The organism is Rhizobium sp. ERR 1071 (assembly GCF_007828675.1).
Taxonomy (GTDB): domain Bacteria; phylum Pseudomonadota; class Alphaproteobacteria; order Rhizobiales; family Rhizobiaceae; genus Rhizobium; species Rhizobium dioscoreae.
Genome location: NZ_VITM01000019.1, coordinates 1 through 23,393 on the forward strand (window position 1 = coordinate 1; position 23,393 = coordinate 23,393).

Annotated in this window: 16 protein-coding genes, 1 tRNA gene and 2 pseudogenes; 15 read left to right on the forward strand and 4 right to left on the reverse strand. The window is 59.5% G+C overall.

The window, feature by feature from the left end:
* Positions 1 to 18 precede the first annotated feature (18 nt).
* Positions 19 to 95: transfer RNA gene (locus FBZ99_RS31425), tRNA-Met, on the forward strand.
* 7 nt (positions 96 to 102) lie between these two features.
* A complete protein-coding gene (locus FBZ99_RS33700; RefSeq protein ID WP_246661245.1) occupies positions 103 to 654 on the forward strand; it encodes a hypothetical protein in 552 nt (183 codons plus the stop codon).
* Positions 655 to 849: 195 nt separating this feature from the next.
* Here FBZ99_RS33700 and FBZ99_RS33860 read toward each other — a convergent pair.
* Positions 850 to 1,326 (reverse strand): annotated as a pseudogene (locus tag FBZ99_RS33860) (recombinase family protein); the annotation flags it as partial.
* Between FBZ99_RS33860 and FBZ99_RS33715 the strand changes: the two are divergent.
* Positions 1,234 to 1,431 carry a hypothetical protein gene (locus tag FBZ99_RS33715; RefSeq protein ID WP_246661246.1) on the forward strand — a complete coding sequence of 66 codons (198 nt, stop codon included), beginning with the start codon at positions 1,234 to 1,236 and terminating at the stop codon, positions 1,429 to 1,431. The pseudogene FBZ99_RS33860 and the gene FBZ99_RS33715 overlap by 93 nt on opposite strands.
* 93 nt (positions 1,432 to 1,524) lie before the next feature.
* On the opposite strand, the pseudogene FBZ99_RS33720 reads toward FBZ99_RS33715, so the two are convergent.
* The 3 genes and pseudogenes from FBZ99_RS33720 to FBZ99_RS31440 all read right to left on the reverse strand — a co-directional run.
* A pseudogene (locus FBZ99_RS33720) lies at positions 1,525 to 1,902 on the reverse strand (recombinase family protein); the annotation flags it as partial.
* Positions 1,903 to 1,988: 86 nt separating this feature from the next.
* Positions 1,989 to 2,804 carry a recombinase family protein gene (locus FBZ99_RS31435; RefSeq protein WP_145636976.1) on the reverse strand — a complete coding sequence of 272 codons (816 nt, stop codon included), beginning with the start codon at positions 2,802 to 2,804 and terminating at the stop codon, positions 1,989 to 1,991.
* Between the two features lie 128 nt (positions 2,805 to 2,932).
* Positions 2,933 to 3,427 carry a hypothetical protein gene (locus FBZ99_RS31440; RefSeq protein ID WP_145636979.1) on the reverse strand — a complete coding sequence of 165 codons (495 nt, stop codon included), beginning with the start codon at positions 3,425 to 3,427 and terminating at the stop codon, positions 2,933 to 2,935.
* 746 nt (positions 3,428 to 4,173) lie between these two features.
* Here FBZ99_RS31440 and FBZ99_RS31445 point away from each other — a divergent pair.
* The 12 genes from FBZ99_RS31445 (at position 4,174) to FBZ99_RS31500 (ending at position 23,357) form a co-directional block, all read left to right on the forward strand.
* A complete protein-coding gene (locus FBZ99_RS31445) occupies positions 4,174 to 5,328 on the forward strand; it encodes a hypothetical protein (RefSeq protein WP_145636982.1) in 1,155 nt (384 codons plus the stop codon).
* Positions 5,329 to 5,574: 246 nt separating this feature from the next.
* On the forward strand, positions 5,575 to 6,735 hold the full coding sequence (locus FBZ99_RS31450) for a hypothetical protein (RefSeq protein ID WP_145636985.1): 1,161 nt from the start codon (positions 5,575 to 5,577) through the stop codon (positions 6,733 to 6,735).
* 126 nt (positions 6,736 to 6,861) lie between these two features.
* Entirely contained in the window at positions 6,862 to 7,218 is a 357-nt protein-coding gene (locus tag FBZ99_RS31455) for a hypothetical protein (protein ID WP_145636987.1), read from the forward strand.
* Positions 7,218 to 9,083 (forward strand): AAA family ATPase, encoded by a 1,866-nt coding sequence (locus tag FBZ99_RS31460; protein WP_145636990.1) that lies wholly within the window; start codon positions 7,218 to 7,220, stop codon positions 9,081 to 9,083. The genes FBZ99_RS31455 and FBZ99_RS31460 overlap by 1 nt, the downstream gene beginning before the upstream one ends.
* Positions 9,080 to 9,895 (forward strand): ATP-dependent Zn protease, encoded by an 816-nt coding sequence (locus FBZ99_RS31465; protein ID WP_145636993.1) that lies wholly within the window; start codon positions 9,080 to 9,082, stop codon positions 9,893 to 9,895. The genes FBZ99_RS31460 and FBZ99_RS31465 overlap by 4 nt, the downstream gene beginning before the upstream one ends.
* Positions 9,896 to 9,921: 26 nt before the next feature.
* On the forward strand, positions 9,922 to 10,848 hold the full coding sequence (locus tag FBZ99_RS31470) for a DUF429 domain-containing protein (RefSeq protein WP_145636996.1): 927 nt from the start codon (positions 9,922 to 9,924) through the stop codon (positions 10,846 to 10,848).
* Positions 10,849 to 11,246: 398 nt separating this feature from the next.
* On the forward strand, positions 11,247 to 11,558 hold the full coding sequence (locus FBZ99_RS31475; protein WP_145636999.1) for a hypothetical protein: 312 nt from the start codon (positions 11,247 to 11,249) through the stop codon (positions 11,556 to 11,558).
* A 220-nt stretch (positions 11,559 to 11,778) separates the two neighbouring features.
* A complete protein-coding gene (locus FBZ99_RS31480; RefSeq protein ID WP_145637002.1) occupies positions 11,779 to 14,109 on the forward strand; it encodes a hypothetical protein in 2,331 nt (776 codons plus the stop codon).
* 226 nt (positions 14,110 to 14,335) lie between these two features.
* Positions 14,336 to 17,197 (forward strand): SNF2-related protein, encoded by a 2,862-nt coding sequence (locus FBZ99_RS31485; protein ID WP_145637005.1) that lies wholly within the window; start codon positions 14,336 to 14,338, stop codon positions 17,195 to 17,197.
* A 3-nt stretch (positions 17,198 to 17,200) separates the two neighbouring features.
* Complete coding sequence (locus tag FBZ99_RS31490) at positions 17,201 to 19,015, forward strand: AIPR family protein (RefSeq protein WP_145637008.1); 1,815 nt, start codon at positions 17,201 to 17,203, stop codon at positions 19,013 to 19,015.
* A complete protein-coding gene (locus FBZ99_RS31495; RefSeq protein ID WP_145637011.1) occupies positions 19,012 to 20,688 on the forward strand; it encodes a site-specific DNA-methyltransferase in 1,677 nt (558 codons plus the stop codon). The genes FBZ99_RS31490 and FBZ99_RS31495 overlap by 4 nt, the downstream gene beginning before the upstream one ends.
* Positions 20,685 to 23,357 carry a DEAD/DEAH box helicase gene (locus tag FBZ99_RS31500; protein ID WP_145637014.1) on the forward strand — a complete coding sequence of 891 codons (2,673 nt, stop codon included), beginning with the start codon at positions 20,685 to 20,687 and terminating at the stop codon, positions 23,355 to 23,357. Before FBZ99_RS31495 ends, FBZ99_RS31500 begins: the two co-directional genes overlap by 4 nt.
* Positions 23,358 to 23,393 lie beyond the last annotated feature (36 nt).

The following is a 23,393-nucleotide window of genomic DNA, read 5'->3' on the forward strand; positions in this document are numbered from 1 at the left end:
CCGGGTTTACGCTGGTAACGCGGGGTGGAGCAGCCCGGTAGCTCGTCAGGCTCATAACCTGAAGGCCGCAGGTTCAAATCCTGCCCCCGCAACCACCGACATTTGCAAATTCTCCCAATCAGGAGAAACCCTCAGAAGCTCCTCGGCATAAGCCTCAAGGAGCTTTTTGCGTTTCTGCTCGGTGTCGATCTCGCCGGAAGCAAGGCGCGCCATGAAGTCGTTCTGCGCAGCCGCCACGAATTGCTGCTGGAGGATATCTATCGCATCCATAGACGCCATGATGTTGGCGATGTCGCCATGAACCTGCAGGGCTGCCGGCTGGTGGCCGGGCGTCTTGCCGATCACGACCGTCTGGATGAGATCACGGACGATCGGCATCAGTCGGCGCTTGGCTTGCTCGTCGGCATTGTTGCGGGCGAGGAAGATCAGCTCGCGGATGGCAAGCTCCGTGTTGGCTGGATTGAACTGCGCCTTCAGCTTCGCAATCTTCTCCTGAAAATCCTCCGCCGGCTCTTCGGCCGTGCCGGCGAGCTCCTTGACCAGCTTCTCGCGCGTGACTTCCAGCTCATCGAGCTGGTCGTCGAGGATGGCGAGGCGCGGCCGTCCTTCGGCATGCCGGTCCTGGATCTGCTGCATGAGGCTCGCCTGCTTTGACTTGATGGTCGAAAGCTCTTCCGCCAATGCGTCTCTTCGGGAAGGGGCGCTCTTCAGCTTGGTCGTCTCGTGCGCGACCATTTTCTCGGAAATGCGGTCGAAGATATCGAGCGAGTAGAAGGCAACGGGGAGGCAGTTGAGCACGCGTTCTTCGAGTTCGTGGCGAGTGATTGTCTTGCTGTTACCGCAGCAGGCGCCGCCGAGGTCATCGATTGGCAGGCGCTTCTTTCGGTTTGTGCAGCTATAGCGATCCTTGCCGGAGATCGCGTAGGGGCCGCCGCACTCGGCGCATTGCAACATGCCGCTCAGCAGATATTCCGGCCGGTGTGTCGCGTTGAGCCGGTTGCTCTGCCCGAAGTCGAATAGATCGCCCACTACCCTCTGCCGGTCCTTGACGCGCTGCCACAGTTCGTCCGACACGATACGCATCTCGGGGAGTTCTTTGAACACCCACTCGGCGGCGTCGTTGGCGCGGGCGGTACGTCGTTCCGTCTCCGGATTCTTTCGGTACTGGCGCCGGTTCCAGACGATACGGCCGATATAGCTCTCGTTGTTGAGGATGCCGCTGCCCCGGCCAACATGGCCACGGATTGCGGTGTCGCGCCATTTGCCGCCACGCGGGCCGGGGATGCCTTCCTTGTTCAAGAGCTGCGCGATGTCGCGCGGCGACATGCCGTCAGCATAGAGCTGATAGATGCGACGGACGACATCCGCCTTAACGGTGTCGACCTCCCGCAGACCCTTGATGCGATCGCCATTGGCGTCGCGCTGCTGTGAAAGCTTATAGCCATAGGCGAGACACGTCGACGCCTTGCCCTTCTTCACGGCGGTCTTCATGCCTTCGCGGGTTCGATAGCGGATTTGCTCGACCAGTTCATGGCTAAGTGCTGCACGAAGCGCCATCTCAAGATCCGTCACCGGCGTGCCGGCATGGACGGTCCAGATGTCGGCGTCGCGGTAGCGCAGTTCCTTGAGGATCTTGGCGCTGTGCTCGATGTCTCGCGACAGGCGGTCGACGGTCACGCAAAGTACCACGTCGATGCGCTCGCGCTTCACATGCGCCATCAGGCTCTGGATGCCGGGCCGCAGTTGATAGCTCGTGCCGCTGATCGCGGCATCGGAATAGGTTGCGACCAGCTTCCAGCCGCGATCCTTGACGAAGGCTTCGCCAAGCTCGATTTGCGTCTCGATCGAGACCTCGTGCTGCCGGTCGGTGGAGTAGCGGGCGTAAAACAGTACCTTCTTCATCTCGAACTCCGTACATATTCATTTTTTTTAAAGGAGGCCGAGTGTGTGGCCTCCCTGAAATCCTGACGGTTCAATCGCCGCGGCGGTTACCAGAAATGGGAATACCGCTTCCTGACGCTTGTCTGTTGCTGACGAACGCGGTGCCACAGCTCGTCGCTGACGATGCGTAGCGCGGGGACATAGCCGTCGAATTCTCCCTCTGCATTGTGCCGCATGCCGACGTAGAGGACGTTATTGAGGATACCTGTCCCGCGTGCCCGGTTCCCGTAGATAGTCTCCTCCCGCCACGGTTTGCCGCCCGGCCCCTTGATCCCTTCGGCATTCAGGGTCGAGGCAATGTCGCGCGGCGAACGGCCAGCGGCATACATCCGGAAAATGCGGCGGATCACTTCGGCCTGCTCTGGATGCACCACCCGATACCCGAGAATACGCCGGCCTTGGGCATCGACTGCCGAGGACAGCTTATATCCAAAACCTGCCTGCCGGATCCCACGACTGCTCTCGAGAACGGAAGCAGTGGCCTCCTTGCCCTGATCGCCGCTATCGGCATAGGGCAGATTGTGCAGCGTCACCCGTTCGGCCATTGCTGTCGACCACAGCTCGACCCCACTGGAGCCGAGCTCCTCGAGAAACCGTGCGACGTGGGTGAGGTGGTCCGAGACGTTCAGGGGCGCGTCGCACAGCACGATATCGATCGGTCCGCGATCGATATAGGTGCAGAGCGACTTGATGCCCGGTCTGGCTTTGAAGAGGGCTTCGTTGTTCTCGACGTCCGTGAAGCATCCCACCAGCGCCCAGCCACGGTCGGCGACAAATGCCTTGCCGCGTCCGATCTGCGCTTCGATCGATCCTTCACCCGTTTTGCTCGCAGCCCGAGCGTACAAAGCTACCTTGTTCGTCATGTCTTCAATCCCGTTCTACAAATGACTGGAAGTCGGGAGGCGGGCTTATATCAGCCCGCAACCCCCTTGGGAGCCCGGCGTCAGCGGCAATTGCGTGATGGAAATAATTGCCGCTGCGCCGACGCGCGTCAGGCGTTGCTCGCGCTGATCCGCTCGACCGCAGCCGAGAAGTCTGCTGCAGCCGCCTTGAGGTGTTCGATCAACGTGCTGACTGCGGCATTCTGCATGCCGCCCGGACGGCGAAGCGAGATCGCGTCGACTTCCTGCAGCCAGAGATGCGCTGCCACCAGATGATGTAGCGCCTCGCCCTGCAGAGCGTTACCGATGTCGCCCAGTGTCACGGTAGACGGGAGAGGCAGCCCATAGCAAACTTCCCCCGTCTTAGATCGACTGAGCTCGCCGGTTAGCTCTGACTGCAGCGGAAAGCTGACGAAGCGCGGTTCAATGAGAACTGCGCGCGGACCGTTGGGCTCGTCGGCATCCGCCAGCGCTGCATTGATCTGTTCGATCAGCTTCGGCGCCTCTGAGCGCCACCAGGAAGCTTGCTTCCTGAAGCCGCGGGGGATTGCCGTTGCCTTACGTTGAGACGCAGACGTACGAGCTGGATTCTTGGTGTTCGGCATGGAGACCTCCTGTGGTTGCCGGTTGCCATCGTCTTCGATGACGATGGGCAGCGGAGGCAGCCACGCAGGAGGAGGTACGGCCAAAAAATGCGCTCAGCGAAATGCGAGCACGAAGGGGCGCGCCGGAAGAGAAGATCGTCGTCATGATGGTGCTGATTGCGGTCGTCATGCCTGTCTCCTTTCCTTGATGGCGCTGGGCCGTGTATCGAGCGAGAGACCTATAGCCTACCGCTTCGACCATTGCAAGTGTCTGTATTCAAATGTTTTTTTGGCAATAACTATTTACATCTCGAATGTGCCATTCTGAGACTCGATTTGTTTTTAAACACGTTTTGGGTGAGAGCGCCGGCTTTTGAGCTGCCAGCCGTCACAAACCGTTAAGCATGACGATGTGCCAGCCCGCGCGCGTCTTGAGGAGGGGCGCTACACGCCAGGGATCGTCTGCGTGCTTACAGGACACGCTGGGTCGGTGATGGCGACAGGCCTCGGCGTAACAAAGTTGAACCGTGAATGCTACCAAGAGTTGTTGCTGTAGTATAAAATTTATTTCCCGTCGTTTCCCTGCTGCGATGTGCCAATTCCCACAGTATTGAAGGTAATAATCCAAGTAATAAACGAAGTTTTATGATATTGAAAACGACGCAACCTATTGTAATTGTTGAGCTATTCGTCAATATCCGCTATAATATGATTATCAGTCGCATGGTGCGGCTGTGGCAAGTACTGTGAAAACAGGGATGTTTGACATGAAGAAGATGAAAAACGCGCTGGCGTCGTCAGCGCGCGTAGCTTTCGACTACGCGTCATTCGAGATCTCCCCGGAGATTTCGGCGGAACTCGAGGCGAAGGCGAAGTCGCTGACCGATCTCGGGCGCAAGGAGACGGATCACATTTTCCAGCTCGGCGCCTTGCTCGAGGAGGCGAGCGCTCATATCCCGGACGGGACGTTTGGGAAGTGGGTCGAAGCGCGGTGCAACATCACCGCGCGTACGGCGCGCAACTGGCGCGGCGTCCACCGCTCTCTCGGTGGCTACCGGGACAGGGCGGTGGCACTGGCGATCGGGCCGACGGTGCTGATCCAGTTGATCTCTGCACCGCCGGAAAAGATCGAAGCGGCGTTCGAGTTCGCTGAAGATCAGGGCCGGATCCAGGTTGCTGACGTGAAGGCAATCCTGACCGGCGACGATGTGCCGGACGAGGGTGAATCCGAGGTCGACGTCATCGATCTCGGTGGTGTCCATGGTCTAAAAGCCATGGTCGAGGCGCGGACCCGAGATGGCCGAACGGCTCTCCTGCGCAATCTTCTCGGCCTTCTAAAGATCCTCTCCGCTGCTTTGGCTGAAGCGGAGAGGACCGGCAAGAGGCTCAAGAAGAGCCGCATCGCCCCAAAAGCTGAGGTTCATGCTTACCATGCCTACGAGCTGCTGAGCAGCCTTGGAACCGGCGTCGGTACCCAGGGTGACGGCAAATCCACAATGAAGGTTGGTCTGCCGTCGACGTCTCGCTGGAAGAAAGTCGAGGCGCTGCTGTGGAGGCTTCGAGACAGCTCGAACTGGGCGCGGGTCGATAGCCTGGAGGAATGGCTGGAGACAGTCGTGATCCCAATGCTCACCTGGGCAACGTCGAAGGAGAAGTCGCCGGCTTGGCCGTTGCCAGAAGACCCGCCTTCGCCGAAGGTCACGGTCGCAGCGGCATCTTTGGGCCAGGCTGAGATCGAAGACGACGAAGACGTCGACCTCGATGAGGAAACCGAGGAGGCCGAGATGGTCGAAGCCGACGCTTCGGATGTTCAGGCCGAAACGGAAGAAGACGTTAGCAACCCGATTGCTGCGTTGCTTTCCGCGACCCGTGGACAACGCAAAGGACCGGGCCGGCACAAGCTGGAACTGATCACGAACTGATAGATACCAAATGAGAAGGGGCTTTCGAGCCCCTTTTCCGATTCCGACTTCCCGAATTCGTCCCGTGAGCCCGCTGTTAACCTTGCTCGGGCTCTGTTCTCATTCTTCGCTGCCAGGGTCCTTGAGATCCGGTTCCGGTCCTGCGACATAAGAAGGGCTTCACTGATGAAGCTAAGCGGCCCAAGGCAGCGCGCCAACGCTACCAAGGGCCTGACCCTCAAGCCTTGTTGAAGAAGGAATCGGGCTGTGACCATTCATACTGCCAAGACCCCAGCCGGGGAAGTTCTGCGCGCCACGTCAGGGGCATCCTCCACCATGTCTTTTGTCGCCGGCTCGGCGTCGCGTCGCCAGCTCGGTGAGCGCTTCGCTGGTCACGCCGAACTGCCGGCGCTGCGTCGTCATGCGCATCTGGTGCGCTATCCAGACGTCGAGGCCGACTTCGACGCGCTGATCGAGAAGGCGATTGCTGCCATCGCCGACGGCGAGCCGGTCGAGGACGAGATTCTCGGCCACTATGTCAACGTCGCCTCTCTCGTGCGGGCGGTGTCATTTCGCGAGGGCAAGCTGCTGGAGCAGGCCGTCGAGCGGCTGGCCAAGGCCAATCCAGATCTGGTCGTTCTCATGCAGTCGATCAAGCTGCCGCTGGTGAAGGCCGCCATCGAGGCGGTGGCCGGCAATGACTGGCGCCAGCTCGAGCGTGTGCGGCTTGATTGCGAGGCACCGGCCAAGGGGAGCTACACGCCCGACCTGATCATCGTGAACCGCGCCAAGCGGGCGGCCTTCGTGTTGGACCTGAAGCGCTCGCTCGCGTCCTACGGCGACACCAGCCGGCTCGAGGAGCTGAAGCTGAAAATGCTGGCGTCGGCCATGGTGCTGCCGGACTGGCTCTACAAGACCCAGAAGCGGCTGATGGTCGAGACCGTCGGTGTTGCGATCGTTGATGGCGCCAGTCGTCCGAGCGATCATGCGGCGGGCGTCTGGGCGCTGTCGGAAATCGATGATCTTCTCGAGATCGATGGTGCTGCTGCCTGTATGGCGGAACTGCGCCTGCGCTTCGGGCGCCGCGTGCAACAGCTTCTCGAGGTCGAGGCGCGTCGAGCGCTCGGTCTCCCGGAGACGCCAATGGTGATGTCGGCCCCAGTGCTCGCCGCTGATGCCTCCACGACGTCGCTCTATACGCGCCGCTTTGGGACGCTGCGGGCAATCCCCCGTGCCATGGTCTGCGAGGATGCGACGGACCAAACCGGCCATCACGGATCCGGATGCCGTTGCGGCTCCTGTGAAGATCCGAGCTTCGATGATGATGACGATGGCCGCGATGATCCGGAGGCGCTGTCGGATGACACCGTCTCATGGCCGCCCGAGCATATCCGCATCGGCTTTGCCCGGCGTCTGCTCGACGCCTGACGCTACAGAGTCTTCGCTCGGATGAGGCTATGGCTGCGGCGCGTGACGCCGCGGCAGCCTCTACCTGTTCCCATCATCCTTTAGAAGACGCCGTCCGCTGAAGCCGGAGGGCCAAGGAGATCCTGCATGTCCGCAGACACCATGTCCGCCCAAGCACCATCGACATCTGCCCGCCTCAAGCGGAGCAGCTCGAGAGCTTCCAAACCCAATCAACCTCTTGTGGCTCCTCGTCCGCAGGACGACCCAGCTCTGATCATCGGCCTCGCTCTTGCGTTTGCCCGGCAGGGGTCGTCGGACACGCGCGCTATCCCCTCCGTGGTGCTCGAACCACTCCGCCGCCTGGCAAAATCCGGTGATCCCGCCTGCCGGCTGGTTCTCGACTGCCTCAACAAGAGGGCAGGCGCCAATCGTTGGACATCCGTTCGTCAGGGCGTGCCGCCGGAAATTGTTTCCGCTCATCCGGCAATCCAGGAGGAATGCTGATGGATCGTCTGGCTTCCTTCCTCCTTCGACGTTTGCATCATGTCGAACGCCGGGCCGTTCGGCGTCTCGCGGTCCGCAACGGTCTTCTGACGATGACGACCGCCATTGTCGACGGTCATGTCATCGGCCGCTTCAGTTCCGTCTTCGATCAATCCCATCTCAGCGGCGATGTCGAGCGGGACAGTCAGTGGGTGCGGGCTCATCTCGCCGGCTTCCTGATCGAAGCACCGCAGGACGGACACGGTCGCCCCGTTCTCGTACCAGCCGTGCCGCTGTGGCCAGATCACCTCAGACGGCATCCGGCAAACATTGAGGCTGCTGGCACGGCTGCACATGCCTACGCGGTCCGTGTTGTTGCCGAGGCTGGTTACAAGCCAATCGTCAAACATATGGCCACCTTGCTGCTGCTTGCCGCGGCACTGGAGCAATCGGGCGTCACACTGCGCGATCTGGTCGCGATCCTGCGGCCGGCCGCACCCGTCTTCTCGGTAGTTGTCCTCGCCGATGGCTTTGAGCGGGCCCTGTCGCAGCTCATCGAAGACACCGGCATCGTGCCGTACGGACCTTACACGGGCGTGGCGGCGGATTTTGCTTTCACCGACGATCTCTGGAGGTGGGTGGATAGCGAGACCAAACGCGTCTTCCTGCAGGTCGCGGCCGGAGAGACCAACCGTCCGAGCCGAGCGGCCCTGCGCGGGCAATTGCTGCGGGCTTTGGCGGATGGCACGCCGGTGCTCGCCGCGTCGGAGACACACACTGGCATTCCCGATCAGGTGGATCTTACCTGCGATATCAGGCTGACGGGCGCCGGGATCGATCGCCTGCTGATCGCCGATCTGTTGGAAGCTATCTACGGCAGTGAAGCGGTCATGCGTCATGACAGCAGCATCGCGAGGATTGATGCCGGTGTGCTGACGCTCGACGATCTCGCAATTGCAATCAGGCCGGGCCGCCCAATCCTCTCAAGCCTCGATGCGCTCGCCGGTCTGGCGGCGCTGAATCGCGAGGACAAGGAAGATGACAGGAACGGAGACAAGGCGGATGCCTCGCGGCGGCTGATCACGCAGAGCCCAAGCGAGCGAAGAGAGCAGACGTCGCGGGATGGCGGCAACACCGGCAATCGCGCGGCATCGACGTCGACCGCCTCGTCCAAGGGCAAGGCGAAATCGAAAAGCAAGCCGACCGGCGCCGAGGTGATCCAGCCGGAGCCCTTCGATGAGGCATCGAGGCCGGCCGTGCCGCCCGTGCTGCGTGTTGAGACGCTGACGGGCTATGGTGCAGCAAAAGATTGGGCGCTTGGCCTGAAAGTCGATCTCGCGGATTATCTGACGGGAGGCCTCGCCTGGTCGCTCATGAGCACGAAGCTGCTTCTCTCCGGACCGCCGGGGACTGGCAAGACAACTTTTGCACGGGCGCTTTGCAACACGCTGCAGGTTCCACTGGTCGTCACCTCTGTCTCGACCTGGCTACAGGGCGAGTATCTGCATGATGTGCTGGACCGCATGGCAAACACATTCGCGGAAGCCCGACGTCAGGCGCCGTCCATCCTGTTCATCGACGAGATCGATGGCATCGGCCAGCGCGCTCCGGCGTCGCGGTCTTACTCCGACTACTGGAATGCGTGCGTCAACAAGCTACTGGAGCTTCTCGACGGTGCCATCAAGACCGATGGCGTCATTGTTATCGGCGCCACCAACCGGCCGGGCGAAATCGACGAGGCGATCCGCCGCTCAGGACGGCTGGAGACACATATCGAGATCCCGCGACCGGATATTCCGACGCTCGCTGGCATTCTCGCCCATCATCTGGGCAGCGACCTCGATGCCGTCACCGTGTCGGACACCCAAATCGGAGGTCAGCCATGACGGGAAACAACAAAGTTGGCGGCTCGATGGACGAGATCGAGGTCATCCTGGAGGATGACGGCGAGCGCGACATCGACACGCCAGAGACGGCCGAGCATGATAACCCAGTGCTTCAGGCGTTGCGACGTCTGGCAACCCGAGCAATGGGCCTGACTGGCGCCGACATCGAACGGATCGTCCGCGAAGCGCGATTGAAAGCTCGTCGCGAAAAGCGTCGCCTCACTTATGCCGATGTCGAAGCCGGCATTCGCGGTCACCGCCCGCCGGTCCCGTATGATGTCCGATGGCGCTTCGCTATCCACGAGTCAGGTCATGCCGTGGTTCACCACGCTCTGCGGCTCGGGTCGATCAAGGGGCTGACGATCGACGCCAAGGAGGGCGGCCACAATGCAGTGACCTTTGCGACCAACGCACCTGATACCGAAGTTTGGTATGAGCGGCTGCTGGCCATGCTGATGGCTGGCCGCGCGGCTGAACGCATCGTGCTCAAGACCGTCTCCGGAGGCTCGGGCGGCGCCGAAGAGAGCGACCTTGCGCGTGCAACTCGCATTGCGCTCGATATGGAGCAGGCGCTCGGGTTTGGTGGCCGCTATCCGCTGCTCTATATCGAGCACAAGAATCCCACCGCAATTCTCAGTCGCGACGCCGAGCTGGCAGAGCGGGTGCATCGGCGACTCGAGTTCGCACAGGCACGTGCCACGGAAGCGATCCTGGAGAACCGGCAGGCCTTCGACCGGCTGGTGCGCGAACTCTTCGATGCGCAGGCTCTTGATGGGGCAGCGGTCATGGACATCCTGGCCGGTGCCTCGTAAATCCAGAGCGAGGGATGGAGGACAGGATGTCTGTAACTGTCGTCGCACATTGCGACTGGAGTATCGAAGCCAAGAAGCGATGGATGTGCGTGGCGGTTCGGCAGGGCGAGACGTGGGCCCTTTCGGCGCCGGAACCCGTCGGCGACACGCAGAACCTTACATATCGGCTGCGGCGGCGGATAGGAGCAGACGCCGCAGTGCTGATGGGTTTCGACTTCCCGATCGGTCTTCCTGCCGCCTACGGCAGAACTCTAGGGGCACCCGACTTCCCTTCTTTTTTGCGGTCATTCGGGGACGCACGCTTTGCGCGTTGGTTCGACGTCGCGGAGCATCACAGCGAAATCTCCATCAACCGACCCTTCTATCCGATGCGGCCTGGGGGCACGCAGCGCCAGCACCTTTTCGACGCTTTAGGGCTGAGCGGTAAGGATCTTCTGCGCCGCTGCGAGCGAGCGACGCCGGATCGCGGCGACGCCTGCATGCTGTTCTGGACGCTCGGCGGTAATCAGGTAGGCAAGGCCGCCTTGGCCGGCTGGCGTGAGATTATCCTGCCGAACTTGGAGGAGCTATCGCTATGGCCGTTCGACGGGCCGCTCCATGGACTGATGATACCGGGCGCCACCGTAGTCGCCGAGACATACCCCGGCGACGTTTATGGCCAGCTTGGTATTCCCCGACGTCCGGTATGGAGTAAGCGACAGCAACACGGACGCCGGTCCGTGGCAAGTCATTTGGTGCGGTGGCTGGAGAACAGGCCACACGTCGACGGGAGCGGGCTCCAAAGTCTGATCAACGATGGTTTCGGAAACGGCAAGGATGGTGAGGACCGGTTCGACGCCGCGGTCGGCCTGCTCGGCATGATCGACGTCATCGATGGCCGACGGGGCGAAGGCGTACCGGAAGCAGATGACGTCAAAACGTGGGAAGGCTGGATCCTCGGTCAGCAGGCTTAAGTCTCCCGCAAGTTGATCTACCTTAGAACGAGCTGATGCAGGTCGCCGGCAACCTGAAACAAATTGCGCTCATTCGATTCGAACTTCCGGGCGAACGATTCGAAAGTCGAGGGCAACGTTTCCAAGCTCTGGGCAAACGTTTCGATCGTCCAGATTTCCGATTCACCAGAAATCGGAATGGTCGCACCCTGTGCGTCCGGCGCCGTCTACATAGCCACGAGATTGCCGGCAACTTGTCTCGACGTGCCCGCAACCTGAAACAAATTGCGCTCATCCGAGTCAAAAATCCGGAATTCCGATTCAAAACACAATGATTCCGTTTCGGCGACAAACGCCTTGCGCCATGCCGCCGGTCCTCTAACCATTATAGTGCCATCGATAACAACAAGGGGGGAGATATGGCACGACAGACTTTGGAGCAGCGGAACGCCAAGCAGCGGGAACGGCAGCAGCGGCTGCGGGACCGGCATCGGGCCGAGCGGCGCCCGGATCGCGACGACGTCGCGCGGGCCTTGCTGTTCTGGACGATTACCAGCTATCTCGAGCAGGGCCGGCCGGACTGGATAGAAGAGTTGGCCGACGCCGTTGTTGGGGTTCTCGTCGACCAACGTTTCGACGAGCGGGCATCCGACGAAGTTTTCGACAATCTCGTCGATCGCTATGCCCGCGATGACCAACCTTTTCGCCGCAAGCCTCACCTGCGGGGCTGACGATTTCTGGCCCTCTGCTCTGCCTGATCACCAACTGTTTGTGCAAACGGCGTTATCATTGGGGACTTCGTCCCCCCGTTACTTCGTGAAACGCCGTTTGCAACTGAATCGTTTTTATGAAGCCATTCGCCCACGGAAACCCTTGGTTACCGGAGGTTAACTCCATTCGCATAGCTCGCGTGCCCCGCATCTGCGGGAACGATCAACAACAGCTAAGTGAATGGAAATGAACCAATTTTCTGCCAAAGCCTTTCAACGCAAGATCGACGCCTTCTGCGAACTGCGGCTGGCGCCGCTTTTCAAGGACGACGAACTTCCCCGGCTGAAGTGGTATTTGCACACGCTGATCCAGACGAGGAGACCGGCGCCAAGAACCAGCGGCAGGACGGACTGGCACGTTGTCGCGGCAGCCTGCGGCTTGGACATCAATCTGGTTGCGGGTAATGCGCGTCAGATCGATCCGGCCCTCGACGCGATTGGTCGGTGGATCCGGGACACGCGCCTCTTAACCGCGGCAGCAGACCCCGAAGTCCCTCGAACACAAAAGACGCCGAGGACGAAGGCGGTGCCCAGAAGTCCGCGACCAGCTCGCCCACCCCAGAACCAGCTCAAACCAGCATCGGGCGCTACAGCAGCAAGTCCACGCAAAGGTCTCGAATTCCCAGAACCGTTGTTCGACGTCACGGAAGATCCGACGGACTTTTGCGAGGCTTTGCAGCTCCAGCTCCGGCGCCATGGCGAAACGTATTGGACACTCCATCGTGCTATCACTGGTCCGGATGACGTTACGGAAAAGACAACGCTTTTAAGCTGGATCGAAGGCCGGAAGGTGCCGCGCACAGTTGAGAGTTTTGAGATCCTGTCTCGGATCGAGCGACGGTACCGGCTCCCGGCCGGTTATTTCAAATCCAAGCTTGCACATCCTTCGCGGTCGGCGTCAGGGTTTGAGCTTTCCGGCATAGAGCCTGCGGAGCGGCGTCGTATTGCTTGGCATCTTCCTGAGGATTTCAACACGCTGTCCTTCCAGAAGAGGGAGGAGATCGTCGACTGGGTTCGGCGGGTCATTATCAGCGGCACGACCGACTACCGGAAGTACCAGGCAGCCGCCGCCAAGCAGCGCTACGCCATCCGTTTCCCTGGCGTCTCCTATGGTGGGCGGGCGCCACGCGACGGTAAGATTGTAGTCCCTGCGAACTATGAGCAGACCTGGGTCGAGGATCCTGACCTGCTGTCAGGCGTGATAGAAGCGCCACCAGCTCTTGCCATGGAAATGGCCGACCTGGTGCGCTTCAAGACGTCGGCTCTGACGTCGGTCGGCTTTCAGCGAAACGGGGTTTGGGGCGAAGAAACCGCCTCGCAGAAGATCGAGCATCTCGGGCTGATGTTCGGTGCCCTTGCAGCATCCAGAGATGGAGAGGTGAAGGGCTACGGGGTGCCGGTCCGGCAGTTGACGTTCGGGCTACTCATTTTCCCCGGCGTTTGGGATTGGTATCTGCAGTGGCGGGAGACGCGCCGTGGTTTCTTCACTGCATGGGAAGTCGACATGTTGCGGATCGCCTTGGCGATCACCAAGGAGGGGACCGGATGGCTTCGGCAGCATCCGGAGCTTCTGGCGCGGGTTCAACCGATTGCCGGCCTCGTTTCGCAAAACGAGATCGACTACGCGAATGCGGACTGGCACGGTGCCTGCGACGACTTCCACAAGCACGCTGCCCACCGCGTCAAGGAAATCCAAAGGATCGCTCGTGTTCATCGCGACCCTTTCGAGCCGATCATGCCGGTCCTTGAGGCTGCAAGCCCCGTTGGCGAGTATCGAAAGATCACCGAGGAGATCATCCGCCTGATGCCGGATGAGCATCGTTATCCTCGGCCGGCCGCCGAAGCGGTGCGATCATTTCTGATGCTGAGGCTGGGGTTGCATCTTGGGCTTCGCCAGAAGAACCTCAGGCAACTGATGCTCAATCCGAAAGGCTCGATGCCGCGCTCGGAACGCGCGCTGGAAAAGATGAAGCGCGGCGAAATCCGGTGGAGTGATCGGGAAGGTGGCTGGGAGGTCTTCATTCCTGCTGTGGCCTTCAAGAACGCGCACTCGTCCTTTTTTGGAGACAAGCCGTTTCGGCTCGTTCTTCCAGACCTCCTGGATCTCTACAAGTACATCGACGCCTATGTCGACCGGCATCGCTCGGTGCTCTTAAGGTCGGCCGTGGATCCCGGCACGTTCTTCGTCAAGACCGTCAAGACGACCAGCACAAACGCGGCCTATGACACGACGAGTTTCTACGAGGCCTGGCGTCACACCATTCAGCGCTACGGCATCTACAACCCCTATACCGGACGAGGGGCGATCAAGGGGTTGCTACCGCACGGGCCCCACAATGTCCGTGACGTGCTGGCGACCCATATCCTGAAGCAGACGGGCTCGTATGAGCAGGCGAGCTACGCCATACAGGACACCGCCGAAATGGTCGCCAAGCACTATGGGCGCTTCCTGCCCCAAGACAAGGCCGCGCTTGCGGCACGCATCCTCAACCAGGTCTGGGAAGCCGCCTGACGCTGAAGGAGGCGTCGGAAATTATTTCCGGCGTCTTTCGCAGAAAGATGGGAGGTCCTACGTTGGAAGTGTGCTACCATGTCGACGATGACCCTGACTGATTGAAAGCGCTGGGAAAAGAAGATAAACCACCGGACGTTGAAAGGGAGCGAATCCGCCATTCTCAGAGCAGCAACAAAGGAGTTGAAAAAACCTCCTCCTAAGAGAATTCAGGCCAGGAGGTCGCATGATAACTGACTACCAGGCCAAGTACATTGGACATGAATTGACCAAACGGTGCGCGCCAGATAGCTTTGAGCGTCTCGCTGGAGCAGTGGCTGGCGCACAGATCGATCTCAATCCGCATCAGGTTGACGCTGCGTTGTTTGCTTTCGCCTCGCCGTTATCGAAAGGCGCTCTGCTTGCCGATGAAGTGGGCCTTGGGAAAACGATCGAAGCGGGATTAGTAATTGCGCAACGGTGGGCTGAGAGACGGCAGCGCATTCTAATCATAGCACCTTCGAACTTGCGTAAGCAGTGGCACCAGGAACTCGGTGAGAAGTTTTCACTTCCGTGCGTGATTCTCGAATCAAAGTCCTATAACCAGTCTATTCGCGCTGGCGCTTTCCAGCCTTTTGAAGTCGAAAATGCAGTCGTCATTTGCTCGTATCAATTCGCGCGCTCCAAGGCATTGGATGTACATCGGGTTCCGTGGGATCTGGTTGTAATTGATGAGGCTCATCGACTGAGGAACGTCTATAAGCCCTCAAATGTTATCGCCAACACTTTAAAAAATGCCCTTGCTCAGAAGAATAAGCTGCTCCTGACCGCCACGCCGCTTCAGAATTCGCTGCTTGAGTTGTACGGCCTCGTCAGTTTCATCGACGAGCACGCCTTTGGCGACGTGAAGAGCTTTCGTGAGCGGTTCGCGAACCCAGGCGATAAGCGGAATCTTGATGCGTTGAAGGAGCGCCTCAAACCAATCTGCCACCGCACACTGCGGCGCCAGGTGACGGCCTACATCCCCTACACCCGTCGCTTACCCTTAGTGGAAGAGTTCACACCCGAGAACGGCGAAGACCGCCTTTATGAGCTTGTTTCCGCCTATCTGCAGCGTGACAATTTGCAGGCGCTGCCCTCAGGGCAGCGGTCGCTGATGACGCTTGTCCTTCGCAAGCTACTGGCTTCGTCAACGTTTGCTATTGCGGGAGCACTGAACTCAATATCGCAAAGGCTGAAAGCGAAACTCGCTGCGCATCCGGTTGTAACGCCGTTGGACGAGGAGCTGTCAGAAGACTTCGAGGCGCTCGATGCGACCGCAGATGAATGGCTCGATGATGGGGGCGGAGAACCGCTTGCCGACGCGGACCGTAGAGCAATTGAGGCGGAGATCGCTGATCTCGAATCATTCTCAAAGCTAGCGACGTCGATCGAGCACAACGCCAAAGGCAACGCTCTTTTGAAGGCATTGGACATTGCCTTCGCGAAGGCTCGCGAGCTTGGTGGTGCTGAGAAGGCTATTATCTTCACCGAGTCAAGGCGAACCCAGGAGTACCTCCAAAGGATTCTTTCCAGTACCGCTTACGCTGGTGGCATCGTCCTCTTCAACGGAACCAACACAGATCCGTTATCGCGTGAGATCTATGCGCGTTGGATCGAGAAGCACGAAGGATCGGATCGGGTCACTGGATCACGATCCGCAGACATGAGGTCCGCACTGGTCGACTACTTCCGTGAGGAAGGTCAAATCATGATCGCGACGGAAGCCGGTGCCGAAGGCATCAACCTGCAATTCTGCTCGCTTGTGGTGAATTACGACCTGCCTTGGAACCCGCAACGGGTGGAGCAGCGGATTGGCCGTTGCCACCGTTATGGCCAAAAGCATGATGTTGTCGTCGTCAACTTCATAAATCGCAAAAATGAAGCGGATCAGCGAGTCTATCAGCTTCTGTCCGAGAAGTTTAGGCTGTTCGAGGGTGTTTTCGGCGCCAGCGACGAAGTCTTGGGCGCGATCGAGTCCGGCGTCGATTTCGAAAAGCGGATCGCAGGCATCTATCAGGAGTGCCGCCAACCAGAGCAAATCCGGGCAGCGTTCGATCAACTGCAGCTGGAGCTCAGCCTCGAAATCGATACGGCGATGAGCCAGACGCGCCAGAAGCTCCTCGAAAAGTTCGACGACGAAGTGCGGGAGAAGCTACGCGTGCGAGATGAGGACGCGAAGGTTCATCTCGATCGCTATGAGCAATGGTTGATGCGCCTGACCTGCCACGAGTTGGATGGTCAGGCAACGTTCCACAACAGCTCGTCCTTCACCTTGCCGGCTCGGCCGCGATGGGCGAACGGCGCGGCGATCCCGCCAGGGCTCTACGAGTTGCCACGACGTTCTGGCGAGGCGCACACCTACCGGCTCAACCATCCCCTCGGCGAGGCCGTTGTCGCCCGCGCTAAGGCGCGCGACCTCGCCCCAGCCGAGGTGCATTTCGACTATGCCAACCACGCCGGCAAGATCAGCATTCTGGAACCCTTCGTCGGGAAGGCCGGCTGGCTGGTCGCGTCCTTGACGACGGTTGAGGCTCTTGATGAGGCGGAGGACCACATCCTTCTATCGGGAATCACCGATGAAGGGCATGTGCTGACACGGGAGATCTGCGATCGCCTGATGACGATCCACGGCACACGACAGCAAGACGTCATGCCGGACCCCGACGCCATAAGCCGTATTGAAAAGTCCTTGAGCGAAGCTCAGGCGCTGATCCGTCGTGGCGTATCGGAGCGCAACGCGCGGTTCTTTGAGGCCGAAGCCGACAAGCTGGATGGCTGGGCGGATGACCTCAAGGTTGGGTTGGAGCGCGAAATCAAGGAAATCGACAGGCTCATCAAGGAGGCCCGTCGAGCGGCCACGACTGCTCTGACATTGGAAGAGAAGCTTGCAGGTCAGAAGCAGATCAAGACGCTCGAGGCGACGCGGAATCAGAAGCGTCGTTCCCTCTTCGACGCACAAGACCAGATTGACAGACAGCGGGATGAGCTGATCGCCCAAATCGAGTCCAAGCTCGAACAGAAGGTCGAGGTCGCGCCTCTGTTCACCATCCGTTGGACGTTGGGGTGAGCCATGCCCAGTGCCGCGGAGAAAATCGCTCACATCGAAGCTGTGCTCCGGCGCCGGTTCTTTCCACTCGTGCCGGAGCGCGCGCAACGATGGACGCCGGAGCAGCACGATGTTGATCGATGCTCACGTTCACTGGCTGCCTATGCACTCTGCGGGGCGTGCGGAATCTCCGAGGCGGTTGCCGCAGGTGCGCTGGTCGACGGGGGAGATGACGGCGGCGTCGACGCGCTTCATTTTGATCGGGCTGGTCAGCGACTGATTGTGGTTCAGTCCAAGTACAAACGGCCGAACAACGCCGAAAACCCGCAGGGCACAGGGCCCAATCAAGCGGAAACGCTCAAGTTCATCAACGGTACCAAGGCGCTCATGGAACGGCGCTTCGACGGATTCAATGCGGCGGTCAGGAATCGTCTGGACGAAATAGAGGAAGCGCTGGACACCCCGGGCGTGAAGATCTGCCTCGTCCTTCCATTCCTCGGCGAAGCATTGGACGTTCACGCAAAGGCCGACCTCGAGGCCTTCGTCGCTCAGTGCAACAGCCTTTCGGACTGCATGAGCGCCAGCGTTGTCGGCATCACCCAGACCTATGACTGGATGGTCGCCGAGCAAGCAAACCAGGCTGTAGACGTCCGCCTCACCCTTGAGAAATGGTCGAGCGTGACCGCGCCACGAAAGGCGGTCTATGGGCTGGTAAAGGGCCAGGAACTTGCGACGCTCGTGACCGAACATGGAACCGCGCTCTTCGAACGCAACATACGGCACTATCTCGGCTCGGTCGGTGTCAACGTCGCGATCGAAGAGACGGTCCGGCGACGCCCCGAGGATTTCTTCTACCTGAACAACGGCATCACGGCTGTCACGACGGCCATCACGCCCGCGCCCGGCTCACCCGACCGGTGCGTGTTCGGGCTCAAGGCTTTCTCCATCGTCAACGGAGCGCAGACCGCTGGCTCCATCACGACAGCGTCGCTTGCAGCCGCTATCTCCGAGAACGCGAAGCTGCACATCACGATCATCGAGGTTCCTGATCCTGCCGACGATTTTGCCGTGCGCGTCACGCGAGCGCGGAACTACCAAAATCAGGTACGAGGTGTCGACTTCGCTGCGCTCGATCCCAATCAAGAGCGCATCCGGCAGGAACTTGCTGCCGTCGGAATTCGATACCATTACCGGCCGTCGGCGGAGTCCCGGATCAGGCAGGACGACGCGTTCACCCTGGAAGAGGCGGCGCTGGCGCTGGCATGTCTTTCGTTCTCCATCCCGGATGGGCAGCGCAGGGGTCAACGGGGTGCGAACGCGGTCGATCTCGTCGTAACCGCCAAGCGTGAAATCGGCCGCCTCTGGCAACAGGATGGCGCGATTTATGCGCAGCTTTTTCCCGCGTCGCTGTCCGGTGTCCGGATTTGCCGGCTCGTGCGCATCTACCAGTTCATCGACCGCATTCTGGCCGGGAGTGAACGAGCAGAGACTGCGTACGACCGCAGGATGTTCTTCCGCCATGGCCGCTATTTCATGATGGCTTTTGTCGCGCAGCGACTTCCACGGCTCATCGCCAAAGCCGCGCCCGGCCTCACCACCGATGAGGAACGCGAGATATCCCAGGAGACCAATCAGCTCTCGGAGGTGATCTTCGCCACCTCCCGGGCGATGCAGGTTGATCGCGGCTTTCTGGCCATCTTCCGAAATCTCACCGACGCGCAGCCGCTTGCCGAGAAGGTCCTCCTTCGCCTGGCCGAGCTGGATGCCGCTCAGAACCCACAGGCTCCTGCCAGCGCGGCTGCGCCGGTAATCGCCGCAGCCGCCACGGATCAAGCATGACCAGAAAACAAAAACTCGAACTCACCTGGGTCGGCAAGGAGAACCGGCCGCGGCTGGAGCCGCGCATTCTGCTGGAAGACCCGGAGAAGTCCTATCACGCGAAGCATCGCGTGAGCGATGACGACATTTTCGATAACCGGCTGATCTTCGGCGACAACCTGCTCGCGCTGAAGGCGCTGGAGCATGAATTCGCAGGCAAGGTGAAATGCGTTTTCATCGATCCGCCCTACAACACGGGCAGCGCGTTCAAGCACTACGACGACGGCTTGGAGCATTCAATTTGGCTTGGACTAATTCGCGATCGGATTGAGATCTTAAGGCGACTACTTTCTGACGTTGGCTCTCTTTGGATCACTGTTGATGACAATGAAAGCCACTATCTCAAAGTAGTCTGTGATGAGGTGTTTGGCCGTGCAAACTTTGTCTCAAATGCAATTTGGCAAAAACGTTACGCCCCCTCAAACGACGCACTTTGGTTAAGTGAGAATCATGATCATATTCTAGTGTATGCAAAGGAAAAATCCCTTTGGAGGCCACGGCCATTATCGCGAACTGAGCAGCAAGATAAGCTATATAAAAATCTCGACAAAGATCCCCGTGGTCCCTGGATGAGCGATAATTATACATGCGCAAAATCTGCTGATGAGAGGCCAAATCTATATTATGAGATTGTAAATCCAAACACTATGGAGAAAATCTGGCCAAATCGATCTCGCGTTTGGGCATTCGAGCCTGAGACACACCTTAGGCACGTTGCTGAGAACAGAATCTATTGGGGCAAGGATGGAAAGAATAGTACCCCGCGACTGAAGAAATTCCTTGGCGAACTTCGTCGTCCGGGCACGGTACCGCAGACAATCTGGCTTTATGATGAAGTCGGACACACGCAGGATGCCAAGCGCGAGGCAAAGGCGTTGCATCCTGATGATCCCTTTCCAACTCCAAAACCAGAGAAGCTGATTTCGCGCATTGTTGAAATTGCGACAGAGCCGGCCGACCTCGTTCTAGACTCTTTTGCCGGTTCCGGCACAACCGGCGCGGTCGCTCACAAGATGGGGCGCCGCTGGATCATGGTGGAGCTTGGCGAGCACTGCCACACCCACATAATTCCTCGCGTGAGGAAGGTCATCGACGGTGAGGACAAGGGTGGGATAACCGAGGCGACTGGCTGGCAGGGCGGTGGAGGGTTCCGCTACTTCAAGCTCGCGCCGTCGCTGCTCGAAAAGGACAAGTGGGGCCGCGAGGTTATATCCAAGGCCTACAATGCCGAAATGCTGGCCGAGGCTTTGTGCAAGATCGAGGGCTTCACCTACGCCCCGAGCGATAGCGTCTACTGGCAGCACGGCACCTCGACCGAGCGCGACTTCATCTATGTGACGACGCAGACGCTGTCGCCCGAGCAACTGGAAGCCCTGAGCGAAGAGGTCGGCGAGGGACGAACGCTGCTGGTGCTCTGCGCCGCCTTCCGCGGCAATGCGTCTACCTGGCCCAATCTGACGGTGAAGAAGATCCCGAACCACATTCGCGAGCGCTGCGAATGGGGTCATGACGACTATAGCCTCAATGTCGAGAACCTGCCCAAGGCGCCGCCAGCAACGAAGGCTATCGACAAAGCAACACCTCGTTCCGCCTCCCAGCCTGGCCTGTTCGATCTCGCGGGAGACGACCAATGAACCGTCACGTCAACGCCATCGCCGGTCGTCTCAGCCTCCGCGCTCCCCAGCGGCAATCTCTCGAAATTCTCGATCGCGTCACCGAGCTGGTTCCGCCGCGAAAGGGCACCGATCTTGAAGCCGCGCTTGCGGCGATCCGGGCTGAATCTCCGAGCGTCATTGACTTCGAACGCGAATTTCCGAGCTTATGTTTCGCGTTAGCGACGGGTGTCGGCAAGACTCGCCTTATGGGCGCGTTCATCGCCTATCTGCATCTGGCGCATGGCCTGAACAACTTCTTCGTGCTCGCGCCGAACCTGACGATCTACAACAAGCTGATCGCGGACTTCACGCCCAACACGCCGAAATATGTCCTGAAGGGCATCGCGGAGTTCGCGATTTCACCGCCTGTCATCACGACGGGTGACAATTTCGAGCGACAGATCGCCAGCGGCGGCAACCTGTTCCCCGTCACCATCAACATCTTCAATATCTCAAAGATCAACTCCGAGGTGCGCGGTGGCCGTAGCCCGCGCATGCGTAGCTTCAAGGAAGAGATCGGGAACAGCTATTTCGACTATCTCGCCGCCCAGAAGGATCTCGTCCTGATCATGGACGAATCCCATCGATATCGGGCGACGGCGGGCGTGCGAGCCATCAACGAATTGAAGCCGGTGATGGGGCTTGAGCTGACCGCTACCCCGTTCGTCGAGACGACACGCGGTCCGGTGCCGTTCCAGAACGTGATCTTCGACTATCCGCTCGGCCGCGCCATGGCTGATGGCTTTGTGAAAGAGCCTGCGGTCGTCACCCGCGAGAACTTCGTCGCGACGGGCAAATCGCCGGAGCAATTGCAGCAGATCAAACTGGAAGACGGCGTGCGTCTACACGAAAGCGTCAAGGTCGAACTGGAGACCTATGCGCGACAGGTCGGCGAGCGGATCGTCAAGCCCTTCATGCTGGTGATCGCGCGCGACACCACGCACGCTGCTGAGTTGATGACGCTGGTCAAGTCCAATGCCTTTTTCGAGGGGCGCTATGCGGACAAGGTCATCCAGGTCGATTCCAGTGTGAAGGAAGAAGAGACGATCGAACGGCTGTTGAAGGTCGAAAGCCCGGAAGAACCGACCGAGATCGTCATCCACGTCAACATGCTGAAAGAAGGCTGGGACGTCACCAACCTCTATACGATCGTGCCATTGCGCGCAGCCAATGCGCGTACGCTCATCGAACAGTCGATCGGGCGCGGCTTGCGTCTGCCCTATGGCAGGCGGACGGGGGTCACCGCCGTCGACCGGTTGAACATCGTCGCGCATGACCGCTTCCAGGAAATCGTCGACGAGGCGCGCAAACCGGATTCGGCCATCCGCCTTCAACAGGTGGTCCTCACCGAAGGGGGGTTGCAGCAGAAGACGGTTACCGTCGAGTCCAGACCTCAGCTCGCCGCCAAGCTCGGCCTGCACTCCGATGCGCCGGCCAACGTGGCATATGGTTTCGAGGAGGAACCGGCCGAATTTACGCACGAAGAGCGGCAGGTCGTTCGGATCGCCTATGATGTGATCCGCAAGATGGAGGCCGAGCCATCGCGCCTGCCCAGCGTCGCACACCTACAGAAGCCCGAGGTGCAGGCAGCGGTTTTGCGCGAGGTACAAAGCCAGTATCGGCCCGCCCAGTTGGAGCTGGAGGGAATTGCTAATCAACCCGATCTCACAGCGATCGTTGCTAAGACCGTCAACCTCGTAGTCCAGCAGACGATCGACATTCCCCGTATACTCGTTACGCCGAAGGGCGAGGTGAAGTCGGGCTTTCATCACTTCACGCTCGATCTATCGCGCATGCGCTACGAAGTGCCGAACGAAACCCTGTGGGCCTCTCATCTCAGGACCGGGCAAGTGGATCGGATCGGCCTTGGCGCCGGCAATATCGATGAACAGCGGCTTGAGGACTACATTGTCAGCGGCCTGATCGACTTCGATGACGTTGCTTACGATGAGAACGCGGATCTGCTCTATGATCTCGCAGCCCAAGTGATGAACCATCTGTTGACGACGCACCCGGAGGATGGCGTTCGCAAGATCCTGCGCCTTCACCAGAAAGAAATCGCCCGCTTTGTGCATGCGCAGATGCAGACGCACTTCTGGCAGGACACGGCAGTCGAATACGAAGTCGTCGTCACACGTGGCTTCAGTGAACTCCGAAAGAGCGCGTATACGGCGGCGGCCGGCGAGGCACCTCTCGATTTTCGTCACTCCCCCCCGGACAAGACCAACATGGCGCGATATCTGTTTGGCGGTTTCCAGAAGTGCCTCTATCCCGTACAGAAATTCCAGTCGGATGCCGAGCGCAAACTTTCGGTCATTCTCGATCGCGAGGCGCAGAAGTGGTTCAAGCCAGCGCGTGGGCAGTTTCAGCTCTTCTACCGCAGCGGAACGGATCTTCAGGAATACCAGCCTGACTTCGTTGCAGAAATGCATGATAGCATTTTGATGCTTGAACCAAAGGCTTCCAATCAGATGACTGAATCGGATGTGCTGGCGAAGCGTGACACAGCTCTCGAGTGGTGCCGGCACGCGAGCACACATGCGGCAAGCTACGGCGGAAAGCCATGGCGCTACGCTTTGATCCCACATGATGTTATAGCAGAAAACATGACGCTTTTTGGTTTACTAAAGCAATATGAGACCGCGTAGAACGTCAGCACTCCGTCCGACGGATAGCCCCACTCG